The sequence below is a fragment of the Microbacterium sp. KUDC0406 genome, assembly GCF_021582875.1.
GTDB lineage: Bacteria > Actinomycetota > Actinomycetes > Actinomycetales > Microbacteriaceae > Microbacterium.
Genome location: NZ_CP091138.1, coordinates 3,569,701 through 3,594,246 on the forward strand (window position 1 = coordinate 3,569,701; position 24,546 = coordinate 3,594,246).

Here is a 24,546-nt window from a genome sequence, read left to right on the forward strand (position 1 = left end):
GCGCTACTGCCACATCTGCTGCAACATGATGTTGCAGTAGGTGTCGCAGCTCCAGCAGCCAAGGGCCCTCAGTCGACCCGGATCAGGAGATCACAGTATGAAGACCGACGTCGTCAAGCCGCAGGGCATCTTCTTCAACCCGGTGCGCATGGTCGTGCCCCTGTTCCAGCGGCCGTACGTGTGGTCCAAGGAGACGCAGTGGGAGCCGCTGTGGCAGGACATCGTCCGCCTGATCGAGGTCATCGAGCACCATGACCCCGCAGCGACCCACTTTCTCGGTGCGATCGTCATTCAGCAGGTTCCGGTGGGCCTGGGCAGCCTGCCCGCCTGGAACGTGATCGACGGCCAGCAGCGGCTGACGACCCTGCAGCTGCTGCTCGACGCATTGCATTCCGAGCTCGAGCGTCGCGGTTTCACGGGTCAGGCCAGCCGGGTGAGCTCGCTCGTGGAGAACCCGCCGGAGCACTGCGACGGTGCCGACGACCGGTTCAAGCTGTGGCCGACCAATCGCGATCGGCAGAGCTTCTCGACGGTGATGTCGGCGCCGACGCCCGTCGATTACGCGTCGCTCGATCCGACCCGGCTCCGCGATGCGCACCGCTACTTCGCCGAGTCGATCACTGCATGGCTCGGTGAAGGCGGGGATGCCGAGCGGCGTGCGCGCGTGCTCGTTGCGACGGTGACCGATCGGCTGGAGATCGCCAGCATCAGCCTGGACGCCAATGAAGACGCTCAGGCGATCTTCGAGACGCTGAACGCCCGCGGCACGCCACTGTCGGCTGCAGATCTCATCAAGAACTTTGTCTTCCAGCAGATCGAGGGCACCGCTGCCGAGCGCGCATACTTCGAGTACTGGGCGGACTTCGAGACGCCATGGTGGGAGACCGAAGTCACCACCGGACGAGTGAAGCACTCGCGGTCTTCGCTGTTCCTGTGGCAGTGGCTCGTCGCTCGCACGCTGAACGACTTCCCGATCCGTGAAGTCTTCACCCAGTTCAAGCACTATGTGAACACCGTCGCCAAGGACGTCGCCCTGCTGCTGCCGCAGATCAAGCGTGCCGCCGACCGGTACCGGGCGCTGGTCGAGGGGGCTGAGCGTCAGAGCGGGCCGCTCAGCCGCGATGAGCTGTTCGGCTACCGCATCGGCGTGCTGGACTCCGAGGTCGCGCGACCGTTGCTGATCTGGCTGGACGAGCCGGAACAGGAGGGCATCGCAGATGCTGATCGCCGACGCATCCTCGAAGTGCTGGAGAGCTGGTTCGTGCGCAGGGCGCTGGTGAAGGTGCAGTCCCAGGGGTCGAACCGCTTCATCGTCGACCTGCTGAAGTCTGTGGATGCGCGGCCCAAGGACGAGGTCGCGGCGGCCGTGGAGGAGTTTCTTGTCGCGAGCCAGAGCTCGGTCGGTTACTGGCCGGGCGATGACGAGGTGCGCGAAGCGCTCACCGGTGCGCCGGCGTACTGGCGCTATCTGCGGGGCAGGCTGCGCATGGTGCTCGAGGCTCTGGAGGACCACCGGCGCGGCTATCCGGACGGGCAGCGCCTGACGATGGGGCCGATCGTGCGCAGCAAGGCGACGATCGAGCATCTGATGCCGCAGGAGTGGCGCAAGAACTGGGACACCGGTCTCGATGAGGAGCAGGAGGCGGCTCGCGGTCGTGCGATCCAGCAGCTGGGAAACCTGACGATTGTCACGCAGACGCTGAACAGCAGAGTCTCGAACGGCGGGTGGGAGGCGAAGCGCTCTCACTTCCGCAAGTCGGACGACGTGCTTCTCACCCGCGACGCGATCGAACTCGCCGACGACAACGGCGGATGGGATGAGTCGGCGATCGAGGCGCGCACCGAACAGCTGATCGACGAGATCCTCGCTGTGTGGCCTGCCCCCGATGGACACCGGAGACAGCAGGAGGATGCCGCAGATGCTGTGCCGTCGGCGGCGATCGATCTCGCGCAACTCGTGTCATCCGGGTGGTTGGAGGCCGGCACGGAGCTCACCTCGCGCGAGGGCATGTACGGCGGAGCGCGTGCGGCGGTCGCGCAGGACGGGCGCGTGTACATCGGCGATGTCGCCTATGACACGCCCTCCGGAGCGGGCCGGGCCGTCGTAGGGCGAGGCGTCAAAGGCTGGCACTTCTGGCGTCTGGTCGCCACCGGGGATTCGCTCGCCGACATCCGGGATCGGTACATCGCGAGCCTGGGTGACGTCGGTGCGGATCTCGCGATCGACGACGAGGATGAGACCCGATGACTCCCACCCCCGACCTGACCGCACTCGCCACCCTCTGGACCACCGCCCTCGACGATGAGCTCCCCGCCGCGCGTGCCCTGCGCCGCGAGCTGCACGCCGACCCGCGGGTGTCGGGCCAGGAGGCGCCCACTCGCGACCGCATCGTTGCTGCGCTGAGCGACGTCCTGCCCTTCGAGCCGATGACGGATGCCGGTGCCGTGGGGCGCCTGGGCCCGGCATCCGGCCCGTCGATCGCGCTGCGCGCAGAACTGGACGCTCTCCCCGTCACAGAGCAGACCGGGGCATCCTTCGCCTCGCAGAACGGGGCGATGCACGCCTGCGGGCACGACGTGCACCAGGCCGCTCTCGTCGCTCTGATGCGCGCGGCGCGGCGCATCGACCTCCCGTTCGGCCTGGTCGGACTGCTCCAGCCGCGCGAGGAGACCTCTCCTCCGGGAGCGCGGGACATGATCGAGGCCGGTGTCATCGACCAGCACAGCATCGCGCACGTCATCGGTGCGCACGTGCATCCCGCAGTCGCGACGGGCGCGATCGCCTCGGCCGGAGGGTTCATCAACGCCGCCGCGGACGAGATCGACATCCGCATCAACGGCCGAGGCGGGCACGGCGCCTATCCGCACCTGGCCGGCGACACCGTCGCGGCCATCGCGCACATCGCACTCGGCATCCCCGAAGTCGTCCGCCGCACGGTCAGCCCGGTGCGGCCGGCGCTGATCAGCGTCGGCACGTTGAACGCGGGTCTCGGCGTCGCCAACGTCCTTCCGGCCCACGCGCACATCCGCGCCACGATGCGCACCACGGACATCGGTGACCGCGCCGCGCTCTTCGCCGCCGTCAGCACCATGGCCGAGCGCACCGCCGAGGCCTACGGCACGACCGCGACGGTCACGCTCGTCGAGGGGCAGCCGGCGCTCATCAACGACCACGACCTGGCATTCGGCATCAACGGATGGCTCACGCGGCTCGGCATCCCCGGTGACGATCCGATGCGGTCGCTCGGCGCGGACGACTTCGCCTACTTCTGCGAGGCTGTCCCCTCTGCCATGCTGTTCGTCGGCGTCGAGACCGCCGGGGAGGATCCGCAGCCCACTCTGCATCACGCGCGGTTCCTGCCCGGCGAGAGCGCTGTCGATCTCACCGCACGCGCACTGCTGGCCGGTTATCTTGCTGCGGCAGAGGGGCTGCTGCAGTCCGGCGCGACGCCCTCGCCGGCGTGGCGAGGGCGCTGACCATCCAACGGGCGCGGGTGATGCGGCAATAGATTCCAATGTCGGAGGCCAGTGCGACCATGAACTATGGCACTTTTCACCGATGTTGCGTCGCTGATCCCCGGCGCCGACCGCGCTGAACGCCGACCGCACGGGGCGCCGGCGCCGATGCCGATACCGGACGCCGATTCTCACCCGCGCGGCGCCAGCACCAGCAGCTCACCCACCTCGCACTTCAGCGCATCGCAGATCGCGCGCAGAGTCGAGTAGCGGATGGCCCGGGCCCGGTCGTTCTTCAGCACTGACAGGTTCACCACGCTCACGCCCACGCGCGCGCTCAGCTCAGTCAGCGTCATCCCGCGCGCGGCGAGCAGTTCGTCGAGCCGGCAGTGGATGCCGGTGTCCTCGTCGTCGGTGTCGGCAGGACTCATACCAGCCCCTCCGTCTCCTTCTGCAGCCGTCGCCCGTGCTGCAGCACCGCCGAGAAGGCGAACAGCGCGATCGCGACCCCGATCGGCCAGAACTCGAAGGGCACGAACACCGTAGCCTCGGGGAGCGCTTCGGTAGGGCTCCAGTCATCGGGGTACCCAGTCCAACTCGCACTCCGGATGAACAGGGCCTGATACGAGGCCATCGAACCGGCGATGCCCATCGCCACAGGGCCCGCAACCCCCGCGACGAGCACGATGACCGCGGATGCCCGAGTCGTGCGCACGAGCACAGGGGAGAACGGAGCGCCCCGCTCGAGCTCTCGGGCCGCCAGCGCCACGAGCACGGCGATCGCCGCGGGCAGCAGCAGCGAGACCAGATGTCCAAATGCCCACAGCAGTCGCGTCGGCCACGACACCCCGCTCAATGTGAGTTCAGCGAGGGCGACTCCAGAGGACTCGATCGTCGCTCCGCTCGGCTCGAGCTCCGCACCAGGCAGGGTGGGCCAGACATTCACCATCGGCACCGTCATCGTGACGGTTACGGGTATGAGATCGGCTGCCACCCATCCGAGAGCCGAGAGGAGCAGCACCAACGCGGCTGCAGAGGCGACCCGGCGAACGAACCGGTACGTCCTCTCGTCGTCAGCGAACAGACCCCGCGCGAGCTGCCACAGGAAGACCAGGATCACCGCGACGAGCAGCAGCACCACGGCCACCGCTGCGAGGTGGAACATGCTCATACCAGCCCCTCCGTCTCCTTCTGCAGCTGCACCCCGCGCCGGAACGCGATGCTCATCAGGCCACATACGATCGCGACCGCGAACATCGGCGCGTACCCCTGGAACCCGACGGACGGCGATGCGTCGGCATCGCCCAGCCCGACAGCCGCGAGCACGCCGTTGCCGCCGAGCGTGTCTCCGAACAGCATGAGCGCTCCGCCGCCGATGAGGGCACCCGCGATCACGTTCCACACCTGGATCGTGCCTTTGCGGAACAGGTCCCCGCGCAGGGCGCAGCGTGCAAGATAGACGACGCACGCGATCACGACGAGCGCGGTCAGCACGGATGCCACGACGGACACCGCGATCATCACCACCGAGACGACGTTCACCTGATCGGAGTAGACGACCCCCTCGCGCACGATCACATCGACCGATCCCGTCTCCGACCCGACCGTGACGTTCGCCGGCGTCTCGTCGACGGCGATGTTCCAGGCGACGCCGTCCGGCGAGCCGAAGGTCTGCCAGGCGCGCATCGCGCCCCAGTAGAGAGTGAACAGCGCGGCCAGGATCCCGACGCCCACCACCGTCGCGGCATCCCGGCGTTCACGTGTCGTCGTCGCCATCAGACCAACCCCTCCGTCTCACGCTGCAGTCGGTAACCGTGCCGGAACACGACTCCCACGGCGGCCAGGACCAGCGCCGCGCCGAACGGCCAGAGCTGCACGCTCAACTCGAACACGGGCGGGCCGCTCGGGTCTTCCTTCCCGAGAGCGGCATGGGCTGCCAGAGTCTGAGAGATCGGCAGCAGCAGATCATGCATGATGCCGAGGACCAGCACGATGATCGCAAGGATGCCCAGCCCCCGCGCCACTCGCGGATCGAAGGGCTCACCCGCTTCGGCGCGTGTGGTGACCAGTCGCACCGCTAAGCCGGGCACAGCGAACAGCACGAGACCGAGAAGTGCCGCGAAGAACAGCAGGGAGCGCAGGCCGAACGCCAGCCCGGCGATCTGCAGAGTGGTTCCGTCGGGCCAGCCGCACACCACGGTGGCCGTGTCGACCGGGGGGACGATGCCGCCGCATGTGCCGAACTCCGGTGGCTGAGTGCTGGTGACGTTCGCGCTGACGTCCACAGTCGGCGCGAACAGGTTCTGATACCCGATGAACAGCACACCGATGCCGCACAGCACGATCCATCCGAATGACACGGACGACGCGATCGTGAGGGCGATCGCGTTGTTGCCGGACTTCCGCGCCCGGATGCCGACGACTGATGCGATGAAGCCGAGGATGACCAGCACGAGCAGCACCTGTGACAGCCCTGCCGCGAGATCCTCAGTGCCGATGGTGAACATCAGACCAGCCCCTCCGTCTCGCGCTGCAGCCGCCGTCCGACCTCGAACGCGCTGACGACCAGCGCGAGCGCGATGCCCCAGCCGATCGGCGACGGGTCGAGTTCATAGAGGAAGGCATAGAACTCACCGTCGGATGCCGGAAGCTGCTGAACCGCCTCCGCTCGCGCGAAGGCTCCGAGGAGCGGACCGATCATCCCGGCGACGACCAGCGCGATCGCGGCGGTGCCGAGCACCGGCGCCATCGACTTCCGGAATGCGCGCTGCCGGATCAGCGACAGCCCCAGCCACCACAGTGACATGCACACGATGATCGTGGCCAGGGCAGGCAGAGCCTGCTCGCCCAGCAGCAGCCAGCGGATGCCGGCATCCAGCGTCTCGAACGACACGAGCGACTGCGTGTACGAAGCGGATGCCACTCCTGCGGCATCCGTGAGCGAACCCATCTCCGCGTCGTGCACGGGCAGAGCCACCGGCACCGGTGATCCGAAGATCTCGAATCCGGCACGGATCGCGCCCGTCAGGGCCGCGATCGCGATGCTCACGGCCCCCGTGGCGACGAGGCCGAGGGTGACGGCCTCGAGCATCGACGGCCTTCCGCTGCGACTGTTCATGAGAAACTCCATAACGACTATCGTTGTTATCGACTTTCGTTAACATAACGACTCTCGATATGCAGGTCAACACCTCTCGTGAATCCCTGTCCGTCGTGGAGTGCAACCCACTATGCCGACGGCGAACACGGGCTTACAGGCATCCTGCGGTCGTTACTCTCGGAGTACCGGCATCAGCAGGGGAGTACCAGCATGTTCGAGAGATTCACGGACCGAGCCCGTCGAGTGGTCGTCCTCGCCCAAGAAGAGGCGAAGATGCTCAACCACAACTACATCGGCACCGAGCACATCCTGCTCGGTCTCATCCACGAGGGCGAGGGCGTCGCCGCCAAGGCTCTGGAGAGCCTCGGCATCTCGCTCGAATCCGTGCGCGAGCAGGTGCAGGACATCATCGGCCAGGGCCAGCAGCAGCCCACCGGTCACATCCCGTTCACCCCGCGCGCGAAGAAGGTTCTCGAGCTCAGCCTGCGCGAAGCGCTGCAGCTCGGACACAACTACATCGGCACCGAGCACATCCTGCTCGGCCTCATCCGCGAGGGCGAGGGCGTCGCCGCCCAGGTGCTCGTCAAGCTCGGCGCCGACCTCAACAAGGTGCGCCAGCAGGTCATCCAGCTGCTCTCCGGCGCCCCGGGCCGCGAGCCCACCGCCGTCGGCGCCCCGCAGCACGAGAACCAGCAGGCACAGGGCGGCTCGCAGGTGCTCGACCAGTTCGGTCGCAACCTGACCCAGGCTGCGCGCGACAACAAGCTCGACCCCGTCATCGGGCGCGAGAAGGAGATCGAGCGGGTCATGCAGATCCTCTCCCGCCGCTCCAAGAACAACCCGGTCCTGATCGGTGAGCCCGGCGTCGGCAAGACCGCCGTCGTCGAGGGCCTCGCTCAGGCGATCGTCAAGGGCGACGTGCCCGAGACGCTGAAGGACAAGCAGCTCTACTCGCTCGACCTCGGCTCGCTGATCGCCGGATCCCGCTACCGCGGCGACTTCGAGGAGCGCCTGAAGAAGGTCACCAAGGAGATCCGCACCCGCCGGCGACATCATCGTCTTCATCGACGAGATCCACACCCTCGTCGGCGCGGGCGCCGCCGAGGGCGCGATCGACGCCGCCAGCATCCTGAAGCCGCTGCTCGCCCGCGGCGAGCTGCAGACCATCGGCGCGACCACGCTCGACGAGTACCGCAAGTACTTCGAGAAGGATGCCGCGCTGGAGCGCCGCTTCCAGCCGATCCAGGTGCAGGAGCCGAGCCTCCCGCACGCGATCAACATCCTCAAGGGACTGCGCGACCGCTACGAGGCGCACCACAAGGTGCAGATCACCGACGGCGCCATCGTCGCCGCCGCGAACCTCGCCGACCGGTACGTCGCCGACCGCTTCCTGCCCGACAAGGCGATCGACCTGATCGACGAGGCCGGCGCCCGCCTGCGCCTCTCGATCCTGTCCAGCCCGCCCGAGCTGCGCGAGTTCGACGACCGGATCGCCGCCGTGCGCGAGGCCAAGGAGCAGGCGTCCGAGGAGCAGGACTTCGAGAAGGCCGCGTCGCTGCGCGACCAGGAGAAGGAGCTGCTCGGCGAGCGGCTGCGCCTCGAGAAGCAGTGGCGCTCGGGCGATGTGGCCACCAAGGCCGTCGTCGACGAGGGTCTGATCGCCGAGGTGCTCGCCCAGGCCACCGGCATCCCGGTCTTCAAGCTCACCGAGGAGGAGTCCTCGCGACTCGTCTTCATGGAGAAGGCGCTGCATCAGCGCGTCGTCGGTCAGGAAGAGGCCATCGCGGCCCTCTCCCGCACGATCCGCCGCCAGCGCGCCGGCCTGAAGGACCCGAAGCGCCCCTCCGGCTCGTTCATCTTCGCCGGTCCGACCGGCGTCGGAAAGACCGAGCTGGCCAAGGCCCTCGCCGAGTTCCTGTTCGACGACGAGGCCGCGCTGATCTCGCTCGACATGTCCGAGTTCGGCGAGAAGCACACCGTCTCGCGCCTGTTCGGCGCCCCTCCCGGGTTCGTCGGCTTCGAAGAGGGCGGCCAGCTCACCGAGAAGGTGCGGCGCAAGCCGTTCAGCGTGGTGCTCTTCGACGAGATCGAGAAGGCCCACCCCGACATCTTCAACTCGCTGCTGCAGATCCTCGAAGAGGGCCGCCTGACCGACGGCCAGGGCCGCGTGGTCGACTTCAAGAACACCGTGATCATCATGACGACCAACCTCGGCTCGTCGGCGATCGCCGGCGGCCCGGTCGGCTTCCAGGTCGAGGGCAACTCGCAGACGACCTACGAGCGGATGAAGGGCAAGGTCGACGAGGAGCTCAAGCGGCACTTCAAGCCCGAGTTCCTGAACCGTGTCGACGACATCATCGTCTTCCCGCAGCTGAACAAGGACGAGCTGCGCGAGATCGTGGGCCTGTTCACCAAGCAGCTCGGCGACCGGCTGCTCGACCGCGACATGACGGTGGAGCTGTCCGATGCCGCGAAGGACAAGCTCATCGACATCGGTTTCGACCCGTCGCTCGGCGCTCGTCCGCTGCGCCGTGCCATGCAGCGCGAGATCGAGGACATGCTGTCCGAGAAGATCCTGCACGGCGAGCTGAACCCCGGCGACCACGTGAAGGTCGATGCGGTCGACGGGAAGTTCACCTTCGACGCCGCTCCCCGCGGCGAGAAGGTCTCGGTCGGCGTCAACACCGGCGGCGGCATCTCCGCCACGCCTGACCTGGCGGCCACCGGCACGGACTGACCCGCAGCGCTTCGACGGCCTCAGCGGCCCAGCGAAAGGGACGGATGCTCCGGCATCCGTCCCTTTCGCGTCTCCGTGGCGCAGGCGCGTCCGCGGCGGTCATCCGGCGGTGAGGAACCACCAGAGCCCGAAGGCGCTCGCGATCGCGCTGATCAAGGGGCCGACGACATTCAGCAGCGGCGTCCCCGCGCCGGTCGCACGTGCGCGCCAGGCGATGATCCCGTCCAGCGCCTGGACGACCAGCATCGCCACGGCGATCGCCAGCAGCCAGCCGTCGAACACGCCGAAGAAGGGGACGACGGCCAGCGCGAAGAGGGCGAGGCTGCGGGCGGTCGTGTACTGGGCGACCAGGCGCGTCTTCGGATCGGTGCTGCGGATCTCGACGGCGGAGAAGAACAGACTCGGGCAGGTGCTGATCACCGTGATGATCGCGAGTACCAGATATGGCGCGCTCATAGCCGGACTGTAGCCCCGGCAGCGGGTTCTCGCCACACCGGACCTGCCCGCGCGATCGCCTCAATCTGATTGCCGCAGGCAACTAAGTGGCGTAGAATGCCGGTGTGAACAGTCCGGAGCAGATCCTGCTGGCGTCGCTCACCCACCTGATGGCGCGGTGGTCGTCAGCCGGCACGCAGGCGGCCGTCGCCGCCGATGCCGGCGTGCAGATCGACCCGGTCGACCTGCCGCCGCTGTACATGCTCGGGCTGGAGGGTCCCTCGCGAGCGAGCGCCCTCGCCGCGTCCCTGCGCATCTCGCGCCCCACCACGACCAAGCAGCTGAACCGGCTCGCCGCGGCCGGATACATCGAACGCGTCCCCGACCCCGCCGACCGCAGAGCGAGCATCGTGCAGTTGTCCCGGCGGGGCGTCGAGGTGCATGCGCGACTGGTCGAGCAGGGCATCGTCATGGTCTCGGATGCGCTGACGGGCTGGTCGTCGGCGGAGTCCGCGGCCTTCGCCTCGCAGCTCGCCCGCTTCGTCGGCGCCCTCGGCGTCGACCCCGACTCCGGTCGCGAACCCGCGCCCGGTCCAGCGCGATCCGCATCCGGATCGCAGAACGGAGAACGAACATGACCCGTACCTACGTCGTGACCGGCTCGGCCTCCGGCATCGGTGCGACCACCGCCCAGCTGCTTCGCGACCGCGGCGACCGCGTGATCGGCATCGATCTGAAGGGCGCCGATGTCGAGGCCGACCTGTCCACCCCGCAGGGGCGCACGGATGCCGCCGCGGCGGCGACCGAGCTCGCCGGCGGCACCATCGACGCCGTCATCGCCTGCGCAGGCATCTCGGCCCCGATCGCGAAGACGATCTCGGTGAACTACTTCGGCGTGACCGAACTGCTCGAGGCGCTGCTTCCGGCGCTGGCGAAGTCGGATGCTCCGCGCGCCGCCGTCGTGTCGTCGATGGCGTCGCTGCAGCCGAACTCGCCCGAGATGGTCGACGCGGCCCTCGCGGGCGACGAGGCGAAGGCGGTCGAGATCGCTGAGGGCCTCGCCGCACAGGGCCCGGAGGTCGGCTACGCCGTGTACCCGTCGTCGAAGCGCGCACTCGCGCGCTGGGTGCGCCGCGAATCGATCACTCCGGCCTGGGCTGGAGCGCACATCCCGTTGAACGCCGTCGCGCCCGGGACGGTGCTCACGCCGATGACGGCACAGCTGCTCGCCACCGCGGAAGGGCGCGCGATGGTCGACGCCAGCGTGCCGATGCCGCTGAACAGCCACCAGCCGCCGGAGTCCATCGCCCAGCTGCTGATTTGGCTCACGAGCGTCCAGAACACGCACATGGCCGGCCAGGTCATCTACGACGACGGCGGGGCTGACGCGACGCTGCGCGGTGACGACATCTGGTCGTGGAACGACCCGCGCTGACATCGCGACCTCGGGGACCCGGAAACCACCGGGCCCCCGAGCCTGTCGAAGGGCCAACCGCGCGGGTCCGCTCTACCCTGGAGTCGTGACAGATTACGCGGTCCGCTCGGCGCGCAGCGGCGACATCCTCGGCATCCACCGTCTGCTCGAGCCGCTCGTCGACCAGCGCATCCTGCTGGGCAAGGACCTCGCCGTGCTCTACGGCGCGGTGCAGGAGTTCGTCGTAGCCGAGGCCGACGGCGAACTGATCGGATGCGGCGCACTGCACGTGATGTGGGAGGACCTCGGCGAGATCCGCACCCTGCTCGTCCGCGACGACTGGCTGCACCACGGCATCGGCAGGGGAATCGTCGAGCAGCTCGAGCAGAACGCGCGCGCTCTCGGCCTGTCGCGGCTGTTCTGCCTCACCTTCGAGACGGACTTCTTCATCCGCCGCGGCTTCGCGCCGATCGGTGAGCAGGTCGTCGATGCCGACGTGTACTCCCAGCTGCTGCGTTCGGGCGACGCCGGCGTCGAGGAGTTCCTCGATCTCGCGCACGTGAAGCCCAACACGCTCGGCAACACTCGGATGCTCAAGAGGCTCAATTAGCCTGGAGGCATGAGCCCTCGTCACTCCGCCGCCGTGTACCGCCGGCGACGACTCGTCGTCATCACGCTGGCGGTCGTGCTGGTCGCGGCGATCGGCGGGGGAGTCTGGCTCGCCGTCGCCCAGCCGTGGTCGGAGCAGACGAACGCGACGGCGACGCGCACACCGGCGCCGTCGACGTCCGCGACCACGGACGAGTCCCCGTCGCCCACGCCCACCGAGGTCGCGCCGAAGGTCGAGCCCACGCCGGAAGACACGCCCGTGATGGTCGCGTGTTCCGCGGCGGACGTCACCGTCGAGGCTGTCACGGACGCCAGCACCTACGCCGCGGGCAAGAACCCGAAGCTCTCCATCCGCCTGAAGAACACCGGTGCGAATGACTGCACGATCAATGTCGGCTCTACCACGCAGAAGTTCACGGTGTCCAGCGGCAGCGACGTGTGGTGGCGGTCGACGGACTGCCAGAAGAACCCCAGCGACATGATCGTCACTCTGAAGGCCGGGCAGTCCGTGGACAGCGTGCAGCCGGTGGTCTGGGACCGCACGCGGTCGTCGGTGAAGACCTGCGGCGACAAGAATCGCCCGCATGCCCCGGGCGGCGGAGCCTCGTACCACGTATCGGTGTCGATCGGCGGATTCGACAGTGCGCAGTCCCAGCAGATCCTGCTCTACCGAGCAGCGCCGCGACTCGGCGGAGAAACTCAGCCGGATGGGGTGACGAGGTCCCATGTTTGGGATACCATTAACCGTGGTCTTGAGGTTCATTCAAGCCGGACATGCCATCCCCAGTGGCGTCGATATAAGTGTCCCCAGCGCTTCGACATCGGCTTGATCAAGACCGCGAGGGCCCTCTCGAGTACCCCAGTCCCCAATGGAGGATTCGAGAGGGCCCCATCTTTTCCCTCCCGCCGCCGCCCATAAGCTGGGTGCATGGCGAAGAAGGGTCGGAAGAAGCCGGCGCCCGAGGAGTTCCGCTCCGAGGCGCTGGCGCAGGCGCTCGAGAAGCAGGACATGGCCGCGGTGGCCCTGGCGCTGCGCAACGGGACGACGATCGTGCCGCTGATCCGGCCGGGCGCCAGGGACAACCCGCTCGACGGCGGCGAGGTGTGGACCTATCGTGACGCAGGCACCGGCGAGATCGCGCTGCTGCTGTTCAGCGACGCCCGCAACAAGCCGGCCAACCTGCCGCCCGGCGTCGGCATCTACTCGGCCGCCTGGCTGAAGGCGTTCCTCACCACGCACCGTGAGCGCATCACGACGGTGTTCCTCGACATCGCCGGCCCGCATCCGATGCAGGCGCCGCCGGACGAGCTGCTCAAGGCCCTGAACGCGTGACCCTTCGACAGGCTCAGGGACCCACAGGTCGCTGAGCCTGTCTTGGGTCGCTGAGCTTGTCGAAGCGCGGCTCAGAACGCGGGGATCTCGTCCTCGCTCCGACGGGATGCCGCGCGCGACCGGACATCGGTCAGCGCGGCGCGCAGGGACTTCGAGCGGTCGTCGATGACCTGCTCGTAGCCGAGGCGCGCGGCCTCGGCGCGCCGCTGCGCGGCCTGCGTCACCGGTCGCACCTCGCCGGCGAGCGAGAGCTCGCCCACAGCCGCGACCGTCCGAGGAACGGAGAACGGCTGGATCGAGCCGGCCACGGCGATCGCGATCGCGAGATCCGCCGCCGGCTCGGTGAAGCGGACGCCGCCCACCGTGGACACGTACACATCGACCTCGCCCGTCTTGATGCCCGCGCGACGCTCCAGGATCGCCAGCACCATCGCCACGCGCGAGGAATCGAGGCCGTGCACCACGCGCCGCGGGTTCGGTCCCTTCGCGGCGATGGTCAGAGCCTGCACCTCGACCGGGAGCGCACGTCGCCCCTCGAGCGAGATCGCGACGCAGGTGCCGGGCTCCGCGGCGCCCTGCGACAGGAAGAGCCCGCTCGGATCGGGCACCTCGGCGATGCCGCTGCCGGTCATCTCGAAGCAGCCGACCTCGTCTGTCGGACCGAATCGGTTCTTCAGCGCGCGGATGAACCGCAGCGACGTCTGCCGGTCGCCCTCGAAGTGGCACACGACGTCGACGAGGTGCTCCAGCATCCGCTGGCCGGCGACCTGACCGTCTTTCGTGACGTGCCCGACGATGACGATCGGCAGGTCGCGCTCCTTGGCGACGCGGATGAGCGTGGACGCGACCTCGCGCACCTGCCCGGGCATGCCGGCGGCGCCGTCGGACAGTGACGACGACACGGTCTGCACCGAGTCGACGATGACCAGCTGCGGCTGGACCTCGTCGATGTGGCCGAGGATCGTGGCCAGGTCGGTCTCGCTGGCCAGGTACAGCTCGTCGTGCAGTGCGCCGGTGCGCTCGGCGCGCAGCCGCACCTGCGCCGCGGACTCCTCGGCGCTCGCGTACAGCACGCGTCGGCCGCTGCGGGCGGCGCGGGCGGCGACCTCGAGCAGCAGTGTCGACTTGCCGACGCCCGGCTCGCCGCTGAGCAGGATCGCGGCACCCGGCACGATGCCGCCGCCGAGCACCCGGTCGAACTCGCCGACGCCGCTGGACCGGCGCGGGGCATCCGTCGTGGTGATCTGCGTGATCGGGCGCGCGGCGCGCGCCGCTGCCGGCGCCACGGCGTCGATCCGGCGCAGGATGCCGGTCTGCGCGGCCTGCTCGATCACGGTGCCCCACTGCTGGCACTCCCCGCAGCGGCCCACCCACTTCGCCGTCGTCCACCCGCACTCGGTGCACGCGAAAGCGGGGGAGCGGAGCGCTTGGATGCCATGTCGCAAGGCTATCCGGGGGAGCGGACACGGTGTGCTCGCGGCATCAGGGTCGTTGAGCGAGCGGAGCCAGAAACGCAGCCTTCTGGTCGTTGAGCGAGCGGAGCGAGTCGAAACGCAGCTTCTTGGTCGTTGAGCGAGCGGAGCGAGTCGAAACGTGGTGAGCCGATCTGCGGTCGGGGGCGGTCCGGGGGAGCGAGTCCGTGGAGCGGGACGGGATGATCCGTTCGCTCTCGCGGTGGGATCCTCCGCCAGGAAGGCCGGGCAAGCCCGTCCCTCCTGGCGGCCCCTCCCAGGGTTCGCTCCGGGATCATCCCGTCCCGCTGATGCTTCGGGGAAGGGCACGGCATCTGAGGGGGAGGTATGGGCGTGGCGTTTCTGGAGTCGGTGTCTTCGTGCCGGCTGACGCTCGTCGTGTGCTCAACTTCGCATGTCGCGGGCGACACGCCGGGGCGGCCGGCATCCGGCATCCGTGCGGGGGTGGTGCTGTGGCATCTGAATTCAGGCGCGCGAGCAACGTGAGATCTGGCGGTTTCGAAACCTGTGCAACGATTCGGGGAGATCCGGGAATGACTGGGGTATGAACGACACCGAACTCGATGAACTGCTCGCGCGGGCGGCGCGGCCGCTGCCGATCGCGGCCGACAACCTCGCGGCATCCGTTGCGGACGATGTCGCACGAGGAGCGCGATCGAGGCGTCGCCGACGCTGGCTCATCCCGGCGCTGATCGCGGGGGCGTTCGCGCTGACCGCCGGCGCGAGCCTCACAGCGATCCAGCTCGCGCAGTGGCAGGGCGTGTCCATGCCCGAGGGGAACGTGCGCAGCACGGTGCCGATCCCGTTGGAATGGGTGACCGAGGACGGGCACGCCGAGCGGTGCGGTGCGTGGATCGAGCTCAGCGACCCCGGGCCTGGCGACCGGACGGCGCTGGACGACGCGATCCGCGCCCACGACTGGTCGGGCTTCGGCCAGCGACTGTACGACACGGGCGATCCGGTCGCCGACGACCCCGGCGGGGAAGGCCGGACCGCGTCGCGGCTCGAGCCGGAACTGCGCGCGTTCGCCGAGCAGACGATCCCCGGGGTCCGCTGGATGGAAGACGATGCCGGTCGCACCGCGGTCACCGCGTACGGATTCCGCTGCGCTCCGGACGTGCCGTGAACGACGACGTCCTGCGCTCTCGCGTCGCCGTCGCGGCGCGCGCACACGCCCCAGCCCTGCTCGCCTCGCTCAGCCGTCGCGTCGACCAGCCGCAGGACGCCGCTGACCTGCTCTCCGAGACCCTGCTGATCGTCTGGCGGAAGGCCGAGCGGATGCCGGCATCCGAAGACGAGATCCGCCCGTGGATGTTCGGGATCGCGCAGCACGTCCTGCAGCACCACTGGCGCAGCCGCGCCCGGCGCAGCGCGATCGTCGAACGGCTGCGTGAGCAGCTGATGCCCGAATCGGGCTTCGCGGAAGGACCGGACTTCGATGATCTGCACGCGGCGCTCCGCACCCTCGATCCGGTCGACCGCGAGATCATCGCGCTGGTGCACTGGGACGGATTCTCGCTCGCTGAGGTCGCCGGCATCCTGCGGATGAAGGAGAGCACGGTCCGCAGCCGGCACCACCGTGCCCGTGCGCGCCTGCGCGGCATCCTCACGCGCGAGCCGGTCGTACACGACGGGGCTCACGCATGAGGTGCTTCTGTCCCTGACTTCCGCGCGAACCCCTGACCTCTGCATGAGACCCCTGTTCTGCGCGCGTGTCTCACGCAGAAGTCGGGGGCTGGCGGGAATCTCGCCGCCGGATGCCGGATGCCGGATGCCGGATGCCGGATGCCGGATGCCGGATGCCGGATGCCGGACGGCGCACCGTGGTCGCGAACCCACGTGGCGCGGATTCTCACGGGGCGGACGCTGGCGCGCCGGCGCCTGCGCGGGGATAGTGGGGGCATGAGCGGAGCGATCAGGCTGGGTCGGCATGCGGACGTGGTGGCGGCGGCGACCGACCCGACGCGATTCTCGAGTCGCACCTCGACCCATCTGCACGTGCCCAACGGGATGGACGGCGCCGAGCATGCGGCGTTCCGTGCGGTCATCGACCGGTATCTGACGCCCCAGGCGGTCGCGGAGCTCGAGCCGATGCTCGCGGGCGTCGCCCGCGACGCGGCGCAGGAGCTGGAGCGGGGGACGCCGGTGGAGATCGTCGGCGAGTTCGGCGAGGTCTTCGCCGTGCGCGCACAGTGCCGCTGGCTCGGCTGGCCGGACGCCGTCGAGGACGAGCTGCGGATGTGGATGGAGGAGAACTACGCCGCCGCGCGGCATCCCGATCCGGAACGCAACGCGTCCGTCGCCGCCGCGTTCGACGACATCGTCCGGCACGAGCTGCACCGGGCGGGACCGGGCACGGTCACCGCCCGCCTCGCTGCCGAGCGGGTCGGCGTGCGGCCGCTGACCGAGCCCGAGATCATCTCGATCCTGCGCAACTGGACCGCGGGCGACCTGGGCTCGCTCGCCCGCTGCGTCGGCGTCGTCGTGCGCCGTCTCGCCGACCGCCCTGCGCTGCAGCAGCGGATGCGGGTCATCGGCGACGACCGGGACCGGAGAGCCGAGTTCGACGCGATTCTGGACGAATGCCTGCGCATCGAGGACCCCTTCGTCACGAACCGCCGCATCACCACCTGTCCGGTGACCACCCTCGGCGGCCAGGACATCCCGCAGGGCACGGCGGTGCTGCTGGACTGGGGAGCTGCGAATCTCGACCCTGCCGTGTTCTCCGAGGACTTCGACCCGGTCGCCCATGCGGACGACAACCTGGTCTTCGGGATCGGCCCGCACGTGTGTCCGGGACGAGACCTGTCGCTCGCCGAACTGCACGCCGCGATCGTCGAGCTGCTGCGCGTCACGACGTCGATCGAGCTCGCGCCGGAGCATCCGCCTGTTCCGCACGACCCGCCGATCGGAGGCTGGCGCAGCGTGCACGTCGTGCTGCGCTGACGGCTCGCCACCGCTCGTTGAGCAAGCGGAGCGAGACGAAACGTGGTGAGGCGTCTGGCGGACCTGACTGCGTTTCGTCTCGGTCGCTCCGCTCCCGCGCTCAACGACCGGGGGTGCGGCGCTACTTCTTCTTGCCGACGTCGCGCAGCATGCCGGCGACGACCAGCGCGAACGCCCCGACCAGCACCAGGAACCACAGCCCCAGCTGGTACGAGTTCGTCTCGGCGTGGTACGTCGCGCCCATGAGCAGTGGCGGGAAGTACCCGCCGAGGCCTCCTGCCGCAGCGACCACGCCGCTGACCGCGCCGACCTTGTCCTTCGGGGTGGACGGTCCGATCCAGGCGAACACCGCGCCCATGCCGAGGCCCATCGCGGCCGCCATCATGATGAACGTGACGCCGGTGACGATGCCCTCGGGCGGCTGCTGACCCACGACGTACGCGAGCGTCACGATGCCGCCCAGCGAGATCAGCGCGATCACCTTCGGCCCGAACCGGTCGGCCAGCACACCGCCGATCGGCCGCGCGATCACCGCGGCGACAGCGAACAGTGCGGTGCGCGTCCCGGCGCCGACCACGTCGACCTCGTCGGGGTAGATCGTGGTGAGGTACTTCGGCAGGAAGGTCGAGAACGCGACGAACCCGCCGAACACGATCCCGTACAGGAACGACATCTCCCACGTCACCGGCAGCTTCAGGGCTCCGATCACCTTCGGGATGAGCTTGGCGTCGTTCGCCTGCCAGACCGGCGACTCGCGCAGGAAGAACCAGCTCAGCGCCGCCATGACCAGCAGCAGGGCGGCGATGAGCAGGTGCGTGGGGAAGTAGCCGATCGACTCCGCCAGCCGCGGCGTGAAGAACGCCGACACCGCGGTGCCGATCATGCCCATGCCGAACACACCGTTCGCGAACCCGCGCCGCTCCGGCGGGAACCATGCGCTCGAGAACGGCACGCCGACGGCGAAGATCGTGCCGGCGACGCCGAGGTAGAACCCGGCGAGAAGCAGCAGCGGAAAGCTCCTGATCGATCCGGCCAGCGCTACCAGCAGCACCGCGGGGATCGAGACGAGCAGCACGAAGGTGAACATCTTCCGGCCGCCGAATCGGTCGGTCATGGCGCCGACGACGATGCGTCCCAGCGCGCCGACCAGCACAGGAGTGGCGAGCATGAGCGAGATCTGTCCCTCGTCCAGGCCCATCTCCGTGGCGTAGGTCTTCTGCAGCGGGGCGATCGCCATCCACGCCCAGAAGCCGACCGTCGAGGCCAGCGTGGCGAGGATCACCTGGCCGAGTCCGCCTTTGAGTGATGCTTCGGTGGACGGCATCACCGTGGATTGCGCGCTCATCGAGGAGTCCCTTCCCGAGGTCTTGTGCCAGAGAGTAGCGGGGCGCGCCCGCGCGCACCACCCGTTCCGCCGTGTCAAACCCGGCCCCGCACCGGACCCCGCACACGGAATGCTCGTCCGATGAATAAACACGGCGTGCCCTTGTCACGGTCCGGGGCCACGGGCAGGATGCTGAGTAGAACGTGACCTCCCGGGAAGGAGCAGCGATGACCCCCGCCATCCGCACCGAGAACGATCCTGCGACAGACGGACCTCTCGCCGACGCCCTGCTGAACATGGGGCGGTTCCTCCGCCCCGGCGAGGTCTCAGAGGACCTGCGGGCGGTGTTCCTGGAGGGCGGCCGTTCCGGTGACGTGTTCTACCGGGACCGCTGGTCGCACGACAAGGTGGTGCGTTCCACCCACGGCGTGAACTGCACCGGATCCTGCTCGTGGAAGGTGTACGTCAAGGACGGCATCATCACCTGGGAGGCCCAGCAGACCGACTATCCGAGCGTCGGGCCCGACTCCCCGGAGTACGAGCCACGCGGCTGTCCGCGCGGTGCCGCGTTCAGCTGGTACACCTACTCGCCGACGCGAGTGCGCTACCCCTACATCCGTGACACGCTCGCCCAGCTGTACCGGCAGGCGAAGGCGCAGCATCCGGATCCGGTCGACGCCTGGGCGTCGATCGTCGAGGACCCGGAGCAGGCGAGAAGGTACAAGCGGGTCCGCCGGCAAGGGCGGGCTGGTGCGCACCACGTGGGACGAGGTGATGGAGATCGCCGCCGCCGCGCACGTGCACACGGTCAAGAAGTACGGCCCCGACCGCATCGCCGGCTTCTCGCCGATCCCCGCGATGTCGATGGTCTCGCACGGCGCAGGATCACGGTTCATGAACCTGATCGGCGGCACCATGCTGTCGTTCTACGACTGGTACGCCGACCTGCCGGTCGCCAGCCCGCAGGTGTTCGGCGACCAGACGGATGTTCCGGAGTCGGCCGACTGGTGGAACGCCGGCTACCTGATGATGTGGGGCTCGAACGTCCCCGTCACCCGCACACCCGATGCGCACTTCATGACCGAGGCCCGCTACCGCGGGCAGAAGGTCGTCACGGTCTCGCCGGACTACACCGACAACACGAAGTTCGCCGACGAGTGGATGGCGCCGCACCCCGGAACGGATGCCGCGCTCGCCCTCGCGATGGGTCACGTGATCCTTCGTGAGCACTTCGTCGAGAAGCGCACCGAGCGCTTTCAGGACTACATGCGCCGGTACACCGACGCGCCGTTCCTCGTCGAGCTCGAGCAGCGCGATGGCGGCCTGGTGCCCGGCAAGTTCGTCACGGCCTCCGATCTGGGCGGCGACGCAGCCGCTCAGGCGCGCGCCGACTTCAAGCCGGTGCTGATGGATGCCGCCGGCAGAGCCGTCGTGCCGAACGGATCGCTCGGTCACCGCTTCAGCCCCGAGGACGAGGGCCGCTGGAACCTCGACCTCGGCGATGTCGTGCCGCCGCTCTCGGTCACCGATCTGGCCGACTGGACCGGGGATGCCGCCGAGGTGCGACTGCCCCGCTTCGACCTCGACCCCGAGCCCGGGCAGGAGCACGCCGGCGGTTCCGGTGTGGTCGTGCGCGGCGTCCCGACCCGTCAGATCGCGGGCAAGACGGTCACCACCGTGTTCGACCTCATGCTCGCGCAGTACGGCGTGGGCCGTGAGGGCATCCCCGGCGAATGGTCGGAGGGCTACGACGACGCGACCAGCCCGGGCACACCCGCATGGCAGGAGGAGCACACCTCGGTGCCCGCCGCGCAGGCGATCCGCGTGGCCCGTGAGTTCGCCGACAACGCCGACCGCTCCGGCGGCCGCTCGATGATCCTCATGGGCGCCGGCACGAACCACTGGTTCCACTCCGACACCATCTACCGCACCTTCCTCGCGCTGACCACCATGACCGGATGCCAGGGCGTGAACGGGGGCGGCTGGGCGCACTACGTCGGCCAGGAGAAGGTGCGCCCGATCACGGGCTACCAGCAGTACGCCGGGGCATCCGACTGGGGGCGCCCGCCGCGATACACGATCGGCACCGCGTTCTTCTACCTCGCCACCGACCAGTGGCGCTACGACGGGCTGCCGGCCGACCAGCTGGCCTCGCCGCTGGGAACCGGCCGGTTCGCCGACCGGACCACCGCCGACTGCCTGGTCGAGTCGGTGCAGCGCGGCTGGATGCCGAGCTACCCGACCTTCGACCGCAACCCGCTCGACCTGGCCTCCGAGGCGGAGGCCGCGGGCAAGGAGCCCGCACAGCACGTCGTCGACAGCCTGAACGACGGTTCGCTGCGCTACGCCGTGGAGGACCCTGATGCCCCGGAGAACTTCCCCCGGGTCATGAACATCTGGCGCGCGAACGTGCTCGGGTCGTCGGGCAAGGGAAACGAGTACTTCCTCAAGCACCTGCTGGGCACGGATGCCGCGGTCCGGGCATCCGAAGCGGAGCCCGACTCGCGACCGGTCAGCATGACCTGGCGCGATAAGGCGCCCGAGGGCAAGCTCGACCTGCTGATGACGGCGGACTTCCGCATGACCAGCACCACGTTGTTCAGCGACATCGTGCTGCCGGCGGCCACCTGGTACGAGAAGTACGACCTGTCGTCGACCGACATGCACCCGTTCATCCACGCGTTCAACCCGGCGATCGCGCCGCCATGGCAGACGAAGACCGACTTCGACACGTTCCGCATCCTCGCGGAGAAGTTCAGTGAGATGGCGCGCACGCACCTCGGCGTGCGGAAGGACATCGTCGCCGCTCCGCTGCAGCACGACACCGCCGATGTGATGGCCACGCCGCACGGACGGGTCGAGGACCTCCCGCGCGTGCCGGGCGTGACCATGCCGAAGCTGATCGTCGTCGAACGCGACTACCCGAGCCTCGCCGAACGGTGGAAGGCACTGGGCCCGCTGACCGAGAAGCTCGGTATGACCACGAAGGGCATCACCTACCATGCAGAGCCGGAGATCGAGCGGCTGAAGCACGTGAACGGCACCGTCGACTCGGGACCCTGCGCCGGGTCCGTGCGACTGGACACCGACCAGCGGGCCTGCGAGATGATCCTGGCCTTCTCGGGCACGAGCAACGGCCGCCTGGCCGTGCAGGGCTTCAAAGCGCTGGAGAAGCACACCGGCCAGCAGATGGCGTTCCTCGCGGACGAGCATGAGGGCACGCACCTGTCGTTCCAGGACGTCTCGGTGCAGCCGCGCAGTGTCATCACCTCACCGGAATGGTCGGGCTCCGAGCACGGCGGCCGGCGCTACACGGCGTTCGCGATCAACGTCGAGCACCTCAAGCCGTGGCACACGCTCACCGGCAGACAGCACTTCTACCTCGACCACGACTGGATGGACGAACTCGGCGAGGCGCTGCCGATCTACCGGCCGCCGCTGGACATGCACCGGTTGTTCGGCGATGTGGTGCCCGGCACGGGAACGCACACGGACGTGCACGTGCGCTATCTGACGCCGCACTCGAAGTGGTCGATCCACTCCGAGTACCAGGACAATCTGTTCATGCTGTCGCTCTCGCGCGGCGGCCCCACGATCTGGATGAGTCCTCAGGACGCCGCCAAGATCGGGGTGCGCGACAACGACTGGATCGAGTCGTACAACCGCAACGGCGTCGTGGTCGCGCGGGCGAACGTGTCGCACCGGATGCCGGAGGGCACCGTGTACATGTACCACGCGAAGGACCGCACGGTGGACGTCCCGATCTCCGAGATGAGCGGCCAGCGCGGCGGCATCCACAACTCCCTGACGAGGATCCTGCTCAAGCCGAGCCACCTCATCGGCGGGTACGCGCAGCTCGCCTGGGCGTTCAACTATCTCGGACCGACAGGCAACCAGCGTGACGAGGTGACGACCATCCGTCGCCGCAACCAGACGGTGCAGTACCGGTGAAGGGAGCATCACTATGAAGGTCATGGCCCAGATGTCGATGGTGATGAACCTCGACAAGTGCATCGGATGCCACACCTGCTCCGTCACGTGCAAGCAGGCCTGGACGAACCGCACCGGCGTGGAGTACGTGTGGTTCAACAACGTCGAGACGCGCCCCGGCCTCGGCTACCCGCGCGGATACGAGGACCAGGACAAGTGGGAGGGCGGCTGGGTGCGCGACAAGCGCGGCCGGCTGCGGCTGCGCTCCGGCGGGCGTCTCGCGAAGATCATGCGCATCTTCTCGAACCCCAAACTGCCCGGCATGGACGACTACTACGAGCCGTGGACCTACGACTACGACATGCTCGTGAACGCGCCCAGCGGCGAGCAGCACACCCCGGTGGCGCGGCCCAAGAGCCTCATCACCGGCAAGGACATGAAGATCGAGTGGTCGGCGAACTGGGACGACGACCTGGGCGGGTCGATCGAGACCATGCAGGACGACCCGATCCTGAAGAAGATGAGCGAAGAGGTCTCGGCCGAGTTCGAGAAGGCCTTCATGTTCTACCTTCCGCGCATCTGCGAGCACTGCCTGAACCCGTCGTGCGTGGCATCCTGCCCCTCCGGCGCGATGTACAAGCGGGCCGAGGACGGCATCGTGCTCGTCGACCAGGACGCCTGCCGCGGCTGGCGCATGTGCGTGAGCGGATGCCCGTACAAGAAGGTCTACTTCAACCACAAGACCGGCAAGGCCGAGAAGTGCACCATGTGCTATCCGCGAATCGAGGTCGGCCTGCCGACCGTGTGCTCCGAGACGTGCGTCGGCCGGCTGCGGTACCTGGGCCTGGTGCTCTACGACGCCGACCGCGTCGCCGAGGCCGCCGCGACCGAGAACGAGCACGACCTGCTCGCCGCACAGCGCTCGGTGCTGCTCGACCCGAACGACCCCGCCGTGATCGAGGCCGCCCGCCGTGACGGCATCGCCGACGACTGGATCACCGCCGCCCAGCGCAGCCCGATCTGGAAGCTCATCCAGCAGTACGAGGTGGCCCTGCCGCTGCACCCCGAGTACCGCACCATGCCGATGGTCTGGTACATCCCGCCGCTGTCGCCGGTGGTCGACGTGGTGACCGGTTCCGGCAACGACGGCGAGGACGCCAGGACGCTGTTCGCCGCGATCGAGAAGCTGCGCATCCCGATCGAGTACCTCGCCGAGCTGTTCACCGCCGGGGATGTGGCGCCGGTGGATGCCGCGCTGCGCAAGCTCGCGGCGATGCGCTCCTACATGCGCGGTGTGAGCATCGACGACGTGCGTGAGGAGCGGATCGCGAACGCGGTCGGGATGACCGGTGCCGAGATCGAGGAGATGTACCGGCTGTTGGCGATCGCGAAGTACGAGGAGCGCTACGTGATCCCCGCTGCGCACGCCGAGCAGGCGCACGACCTCGAAGAGATGGCGTGCTCGCTCGACTACGACGGCGGGCCGGGTATGGGCGGAGCCGGTGGGCCGTTCGGCGCCGCCAGCGGTCAGTCCGTCCCGGTCGCGGTGGAGAACTTCCACGTGCTCGCCGACCGGCAGACCGCCGATCGTCCTTCGTCCCCTGGCCGGGTCAACCTGCTGAACTGGGACGGGAACGGGCATCCCGACGGGCTGTTCCCGCCGGAGGAGCGCTCATGAGCACCGTCAGCTCCCGGGTCGTTGAGCGAGGGAGCGGAGCGACCGAGACGAAACGCGCCGCGTCCGCCAGACACGTCACGACGTTTCGTCACTTCGGCTCGCTTCGCTCGCT

The 24,546-nt window shown here is 68.7% G+C and carries 20 protein-coding genes and 2 pseudogenes; 12 read left to right on the forward strand and 10 right to left on the reverse strand.

From position 1 onward, the window contains the following. Positions 1-40 precede the first annotated feature (40 nt). Complete coding sequence (locus L2X99_RS17495; protein ID WP_236125640.1) at positions 41-2,248, forward strand: GmrSD restriction endonuclease domain-containing protein; 2,208 nt, start codon at positions 41-43, stop codon at positions 2,246-2,248. After that, positions 2,245-3,477 (forward strand): M20 metallopeptidase family protein, encoded by a 1,233-nt coding sequence (locus L2X99_RS17500; RefSeq protein ID WP_236135464.1) that lies wholly within the window; start codon positions 2,245-2,247, stop codon positions 3,475-3,477. The genes L2X99_RS17495 and L2X99_RS17500 overlap by 4 nt, the downstream gene beginning before the upstream one ends. Before the next feature lie 170 nt (positions 3,478-3,647). Here L2X99_RS17500 and L2X99_RS17505 read toward each other — a convergent pair whose 3' ends face one another. The 5 genes from L2X99_RS17505 to L2X99_RS17525 are packed head-to-tail and all read right to left on the reverse strand — an operon-like array spanning position 3,648 to position 6,574. Then, a complete protein-coding gene (locus L2X99_RS17505; protein WP_236125638.1) occupies positions 3,648-3,887 on the reverse strand; it encodes a helix-turn-helix domain-containing protein in 240 nt (79 codons plus the stop codon). Next, a complete protein-coding gene (locus tag L2X99_RS17510; protein WP_236135465.1) occupies positions 3,884-4,627 on the reverse strand; it encodes a hypothetical protein in 744 nt (247 codons plus the stop codon). The genes L2X99_RS17505 and L2X99_RS17510 overlap by 4 nt, the downstream gene beginning before the upstream one ends. Further along, positions 4,624-5,232 carry a hypothetical protein gene (locus tag L2X99_RS17515; protein ID WP_236125636.1) on the reverse strand — a complete coding sequence of 203 codons (609 nt, stop codon included), beginning with the start codon at positions 5,230-5,232 and terminating at the stop codon, positions 4,624-4,626. The genes L2X99_RS17510 and L2X99_RS17515 overlap by 4 nt, the downstream gene beginning before the upstream one ends. Then, on the reverse strand, positions 5,232-5,963 hold the full coding sequence (locus tag L2X99_RS17520; protein WP_236135466.1) for a hypothetical protein: 732 nt from the start codon (positions 5,961-5,963) through the stop codon (positions 5,232-5,234). Before L2X99_RS17520 ends, L2X99_RS17515 begins: the two co-directional genes overlap by 1 nt. Next, complete coding sequence (locus L2X99_RS17525; RefSeq protein WP_236125634.1) at positions 5,963-6,574, reverse strand: hypothetical protein; 612 nt, start codon at positions 6,572-6,574, stop codon at positions 5,963-5,965. The genes L2X99_RS17520 and L2X99_RS17525 overlap by 1 nt, the downstream gene beginning before the upstream one ends. 192 nt (positions 6,575-6,766) lie before the next feature. Between L2X99_RS17525 and L2X99_RS17530 the strand changes: the two are divergent. Then, positions 6,767-9,293: pseudogene (locus L2X99_RS17530) on the forward strand (ATP-dependent Clp protease ATP-binding subunit). A 99-nt stretch (positions 9,294-9,392) separates the two neighbouring features. Here the strand turns inward: L2X99_RS17530 and L2X99_RS17535 are convergent. Then, positions 9,393-9,749 (reverse strand): hypothetical protein, encoded by a 357-nt coding sequence (locus L2X99_RS17535; protein ID WP_236125632.1) that lies wholly within the window; start codon positions 9,747-9,749, stop codon positions 9,393-9,395. A 104-nt stretch (positions 9,750-9,853) separates the two neighbouring features. Here L2X99_RS17535 and L2X99_RS17540 point away from each other — a divergent pair, with 104 nt between their 5' ends. The 3 genes from L2X99_RS17540 to L2X99_RS17550 all read left to right on the forward strand — a co-directional run bounded on the left by L2X99_RS17540 (position 9,854) and on the right by L2X99_RS17550 (position 11,752). Continuing rightward, positions 9,854-10,366, forward strand: coding sequence for a MarR family winged helix-turn-helix transcriptional regulator (locus tag L2X99_RS17540; protein ID WP_236125631.1), 513 nt, complete (start codon positions 9,854-9,856; stop codon positions 10,364-10,366). After that, a complete protein-coding gene (locus tag L2X99_RS17545; RefSeq protein WP_236125630.1) occupies positions 10,363-11,163 on the forward strand; it encodes an SDR family NAD(P)-dependent oxidoreductase in 801 nt (266 codons plus the stop codon). The genes L2X99_RS17540 and L2X99_RS17545 overlap by 4 nt, the downstream gene beginning before the upstream one ends. Positions 11,164-11,248: 85 nt before the next feature. Then, positions 11,249-11,752 carry an amino-acid N-acetyltransferase gene (locus L2X99_RS17550; protein WP_236135467.1) on the forward strand — a complete coding sequence of 168 codons (504 nt, stop codon included), beginning with the start codon at positions 11,249-11,251 and terminating at the stop codon, positions 11,750-11,752. A gap of 20 nt (positions 11,753-11,772) precedes the next feature. On the opposite strand, the gene L2X99_RS17555 is transcribed toward L2X99_RS17550, so the two are convergent. Beyond that, a complete protein-coding gene (locus tag L2X99_RS17555; RefSeq protein WP_236135468.1) occupies positions 11,773-12,006 on the reverse strand; it encodes a hypothetical protein in 234 nt (77 codons plus the stop codon). A gap of 63 nt (positions 12,007-12,069) precedes the next feature. After that, positions 12,070-12,231: a hypothetical protein gene (locus tag L2X99_RS17560; protein ID WP_236135469.1), complete on the reverse strand. Its 162-nt coding sequence runs from the start codon at positions 12,229-12,231 to the stop codon at positions 12,070-12,072. 448 nt (positions 12,232-12,679) lie between these two features. On the opposite strand from L2X99_RS17560, the gene L2X99_RS17565 reads away from it, so the two are divergent. Further along, a complete protein-coding gene (locus L2X99_RS17565; RefSeq protein WP_236125627.1) occupies positions 12,680-13,084 on the forward strand; it encodes a dehydrogenase in 405 nt (134 codons plus the stop codon). A 71-nt stretch (positions 13,085-13,155) separates the two neighbouring features. On the opposite strand, the gene radA is transcribed toward L2X99_RS17565, so the two are convergent. Further along, the gene (radA, locus tag L2X99_RS17570; protein WP_329608072.1) at positions 13,156-14,454 is read right to left on the reverse strand and encodes a DNA repair protein RadA; all 1,299 of its coding nucleotides are present in this window, start codon (positions 14,452-14,454) and stop codon (positions 13,156-13,158) included. Positions 14,455-15,100: 646 nt separating this feature from the next. Here radA and L2X99_RS17575 point away from each other — a divergent pair. The 3 genes from L2X99_RS17575 (at position 15,101) to L2X99_RS17585 (ending at position 17,502) form a co-directional block, all read left to right on the forward strand. Then, positions 15,101-15,682: a hypothetical protein gene (locus L2X99_RS17575; protein ID WP_236125625.1), complete on the forward strand. Its 582-nt coding sequence runs from the start codon at positions 15,101-15,103 to the stop codon at positions 15,680-15,682. Continuing rightward, positions 15,679-16,203: an RNA polymerase sigma factor gene (locus L2X99_RS17580; RefSeq protein ID WP_236125624.1), complete on the forward strand. Its 525-nt coding sequence runs from the start codon at positions 15,679-15,681 to the stop codon at positions 16,201-16,203. The genes L2X99_RS17575 and L2X99_RS17580 overlap by 4 nt, the downstream gene beginning before the upstream one ends. 117 nt (positions 16,204-16,320) lie before the next feature. Then, positions 16,321-17,502, forward strand: a complete 1,182-nt coding sequence (locus L2X99_RS17585; protein WP_236135470.1) for a cytochrome P450 — start codon at positions 16,321-16,323, stop codon at positions 17,500-17,502. Between the two features lie 121 nt (positions 17,503-17,623). On the opposite strand, the gene L2X99_RS17590 is transcribed toward L2X99_RS17585, so the two are convergent. Further along, positions 17,624-18,847 carry an MFS transporter gene (locus L2X99_RS17590; protein ID WP_236125622.1) on the reverse strand — a complete coding sequence of 408 codons (1,224 nt, stop codon included), beginning with the start codon at positions 18,845-18,847 and terminating at the stop codon, positions 17,624-17,626. A 206-nt stretch (positions 18,848-19,053) separates the two neighbouring features. Here L2X99_RS17590 and L2X99_RS17595 point away from each other — a divergent pair. Together L2X99_RS17595 and narH are read left to right on the forward strand one after the other, a co-directional pair. Continuing rightward, positions 19,054-22,777: pseudogene (locus L2X99_RS17595) on the forward strand (nitrate reductase subunit alpha). A gap of 13 nt (positions 22,778-22,790) precedes the next feature. Then, positions 22,791-24,434: a nitrate reductase subunit beta gene (narH, locus tag L2X99_RS17600; RefSeq protein ID WP_236125620.1), complete on the forward strand. Its 1,644-nt coding sequence runs from the start codon at positions 22,791-22,793 to the stop codon at positions 24,432-24,434. Positions 24,435-24,546: the final 112 nt, after the last annotated feature.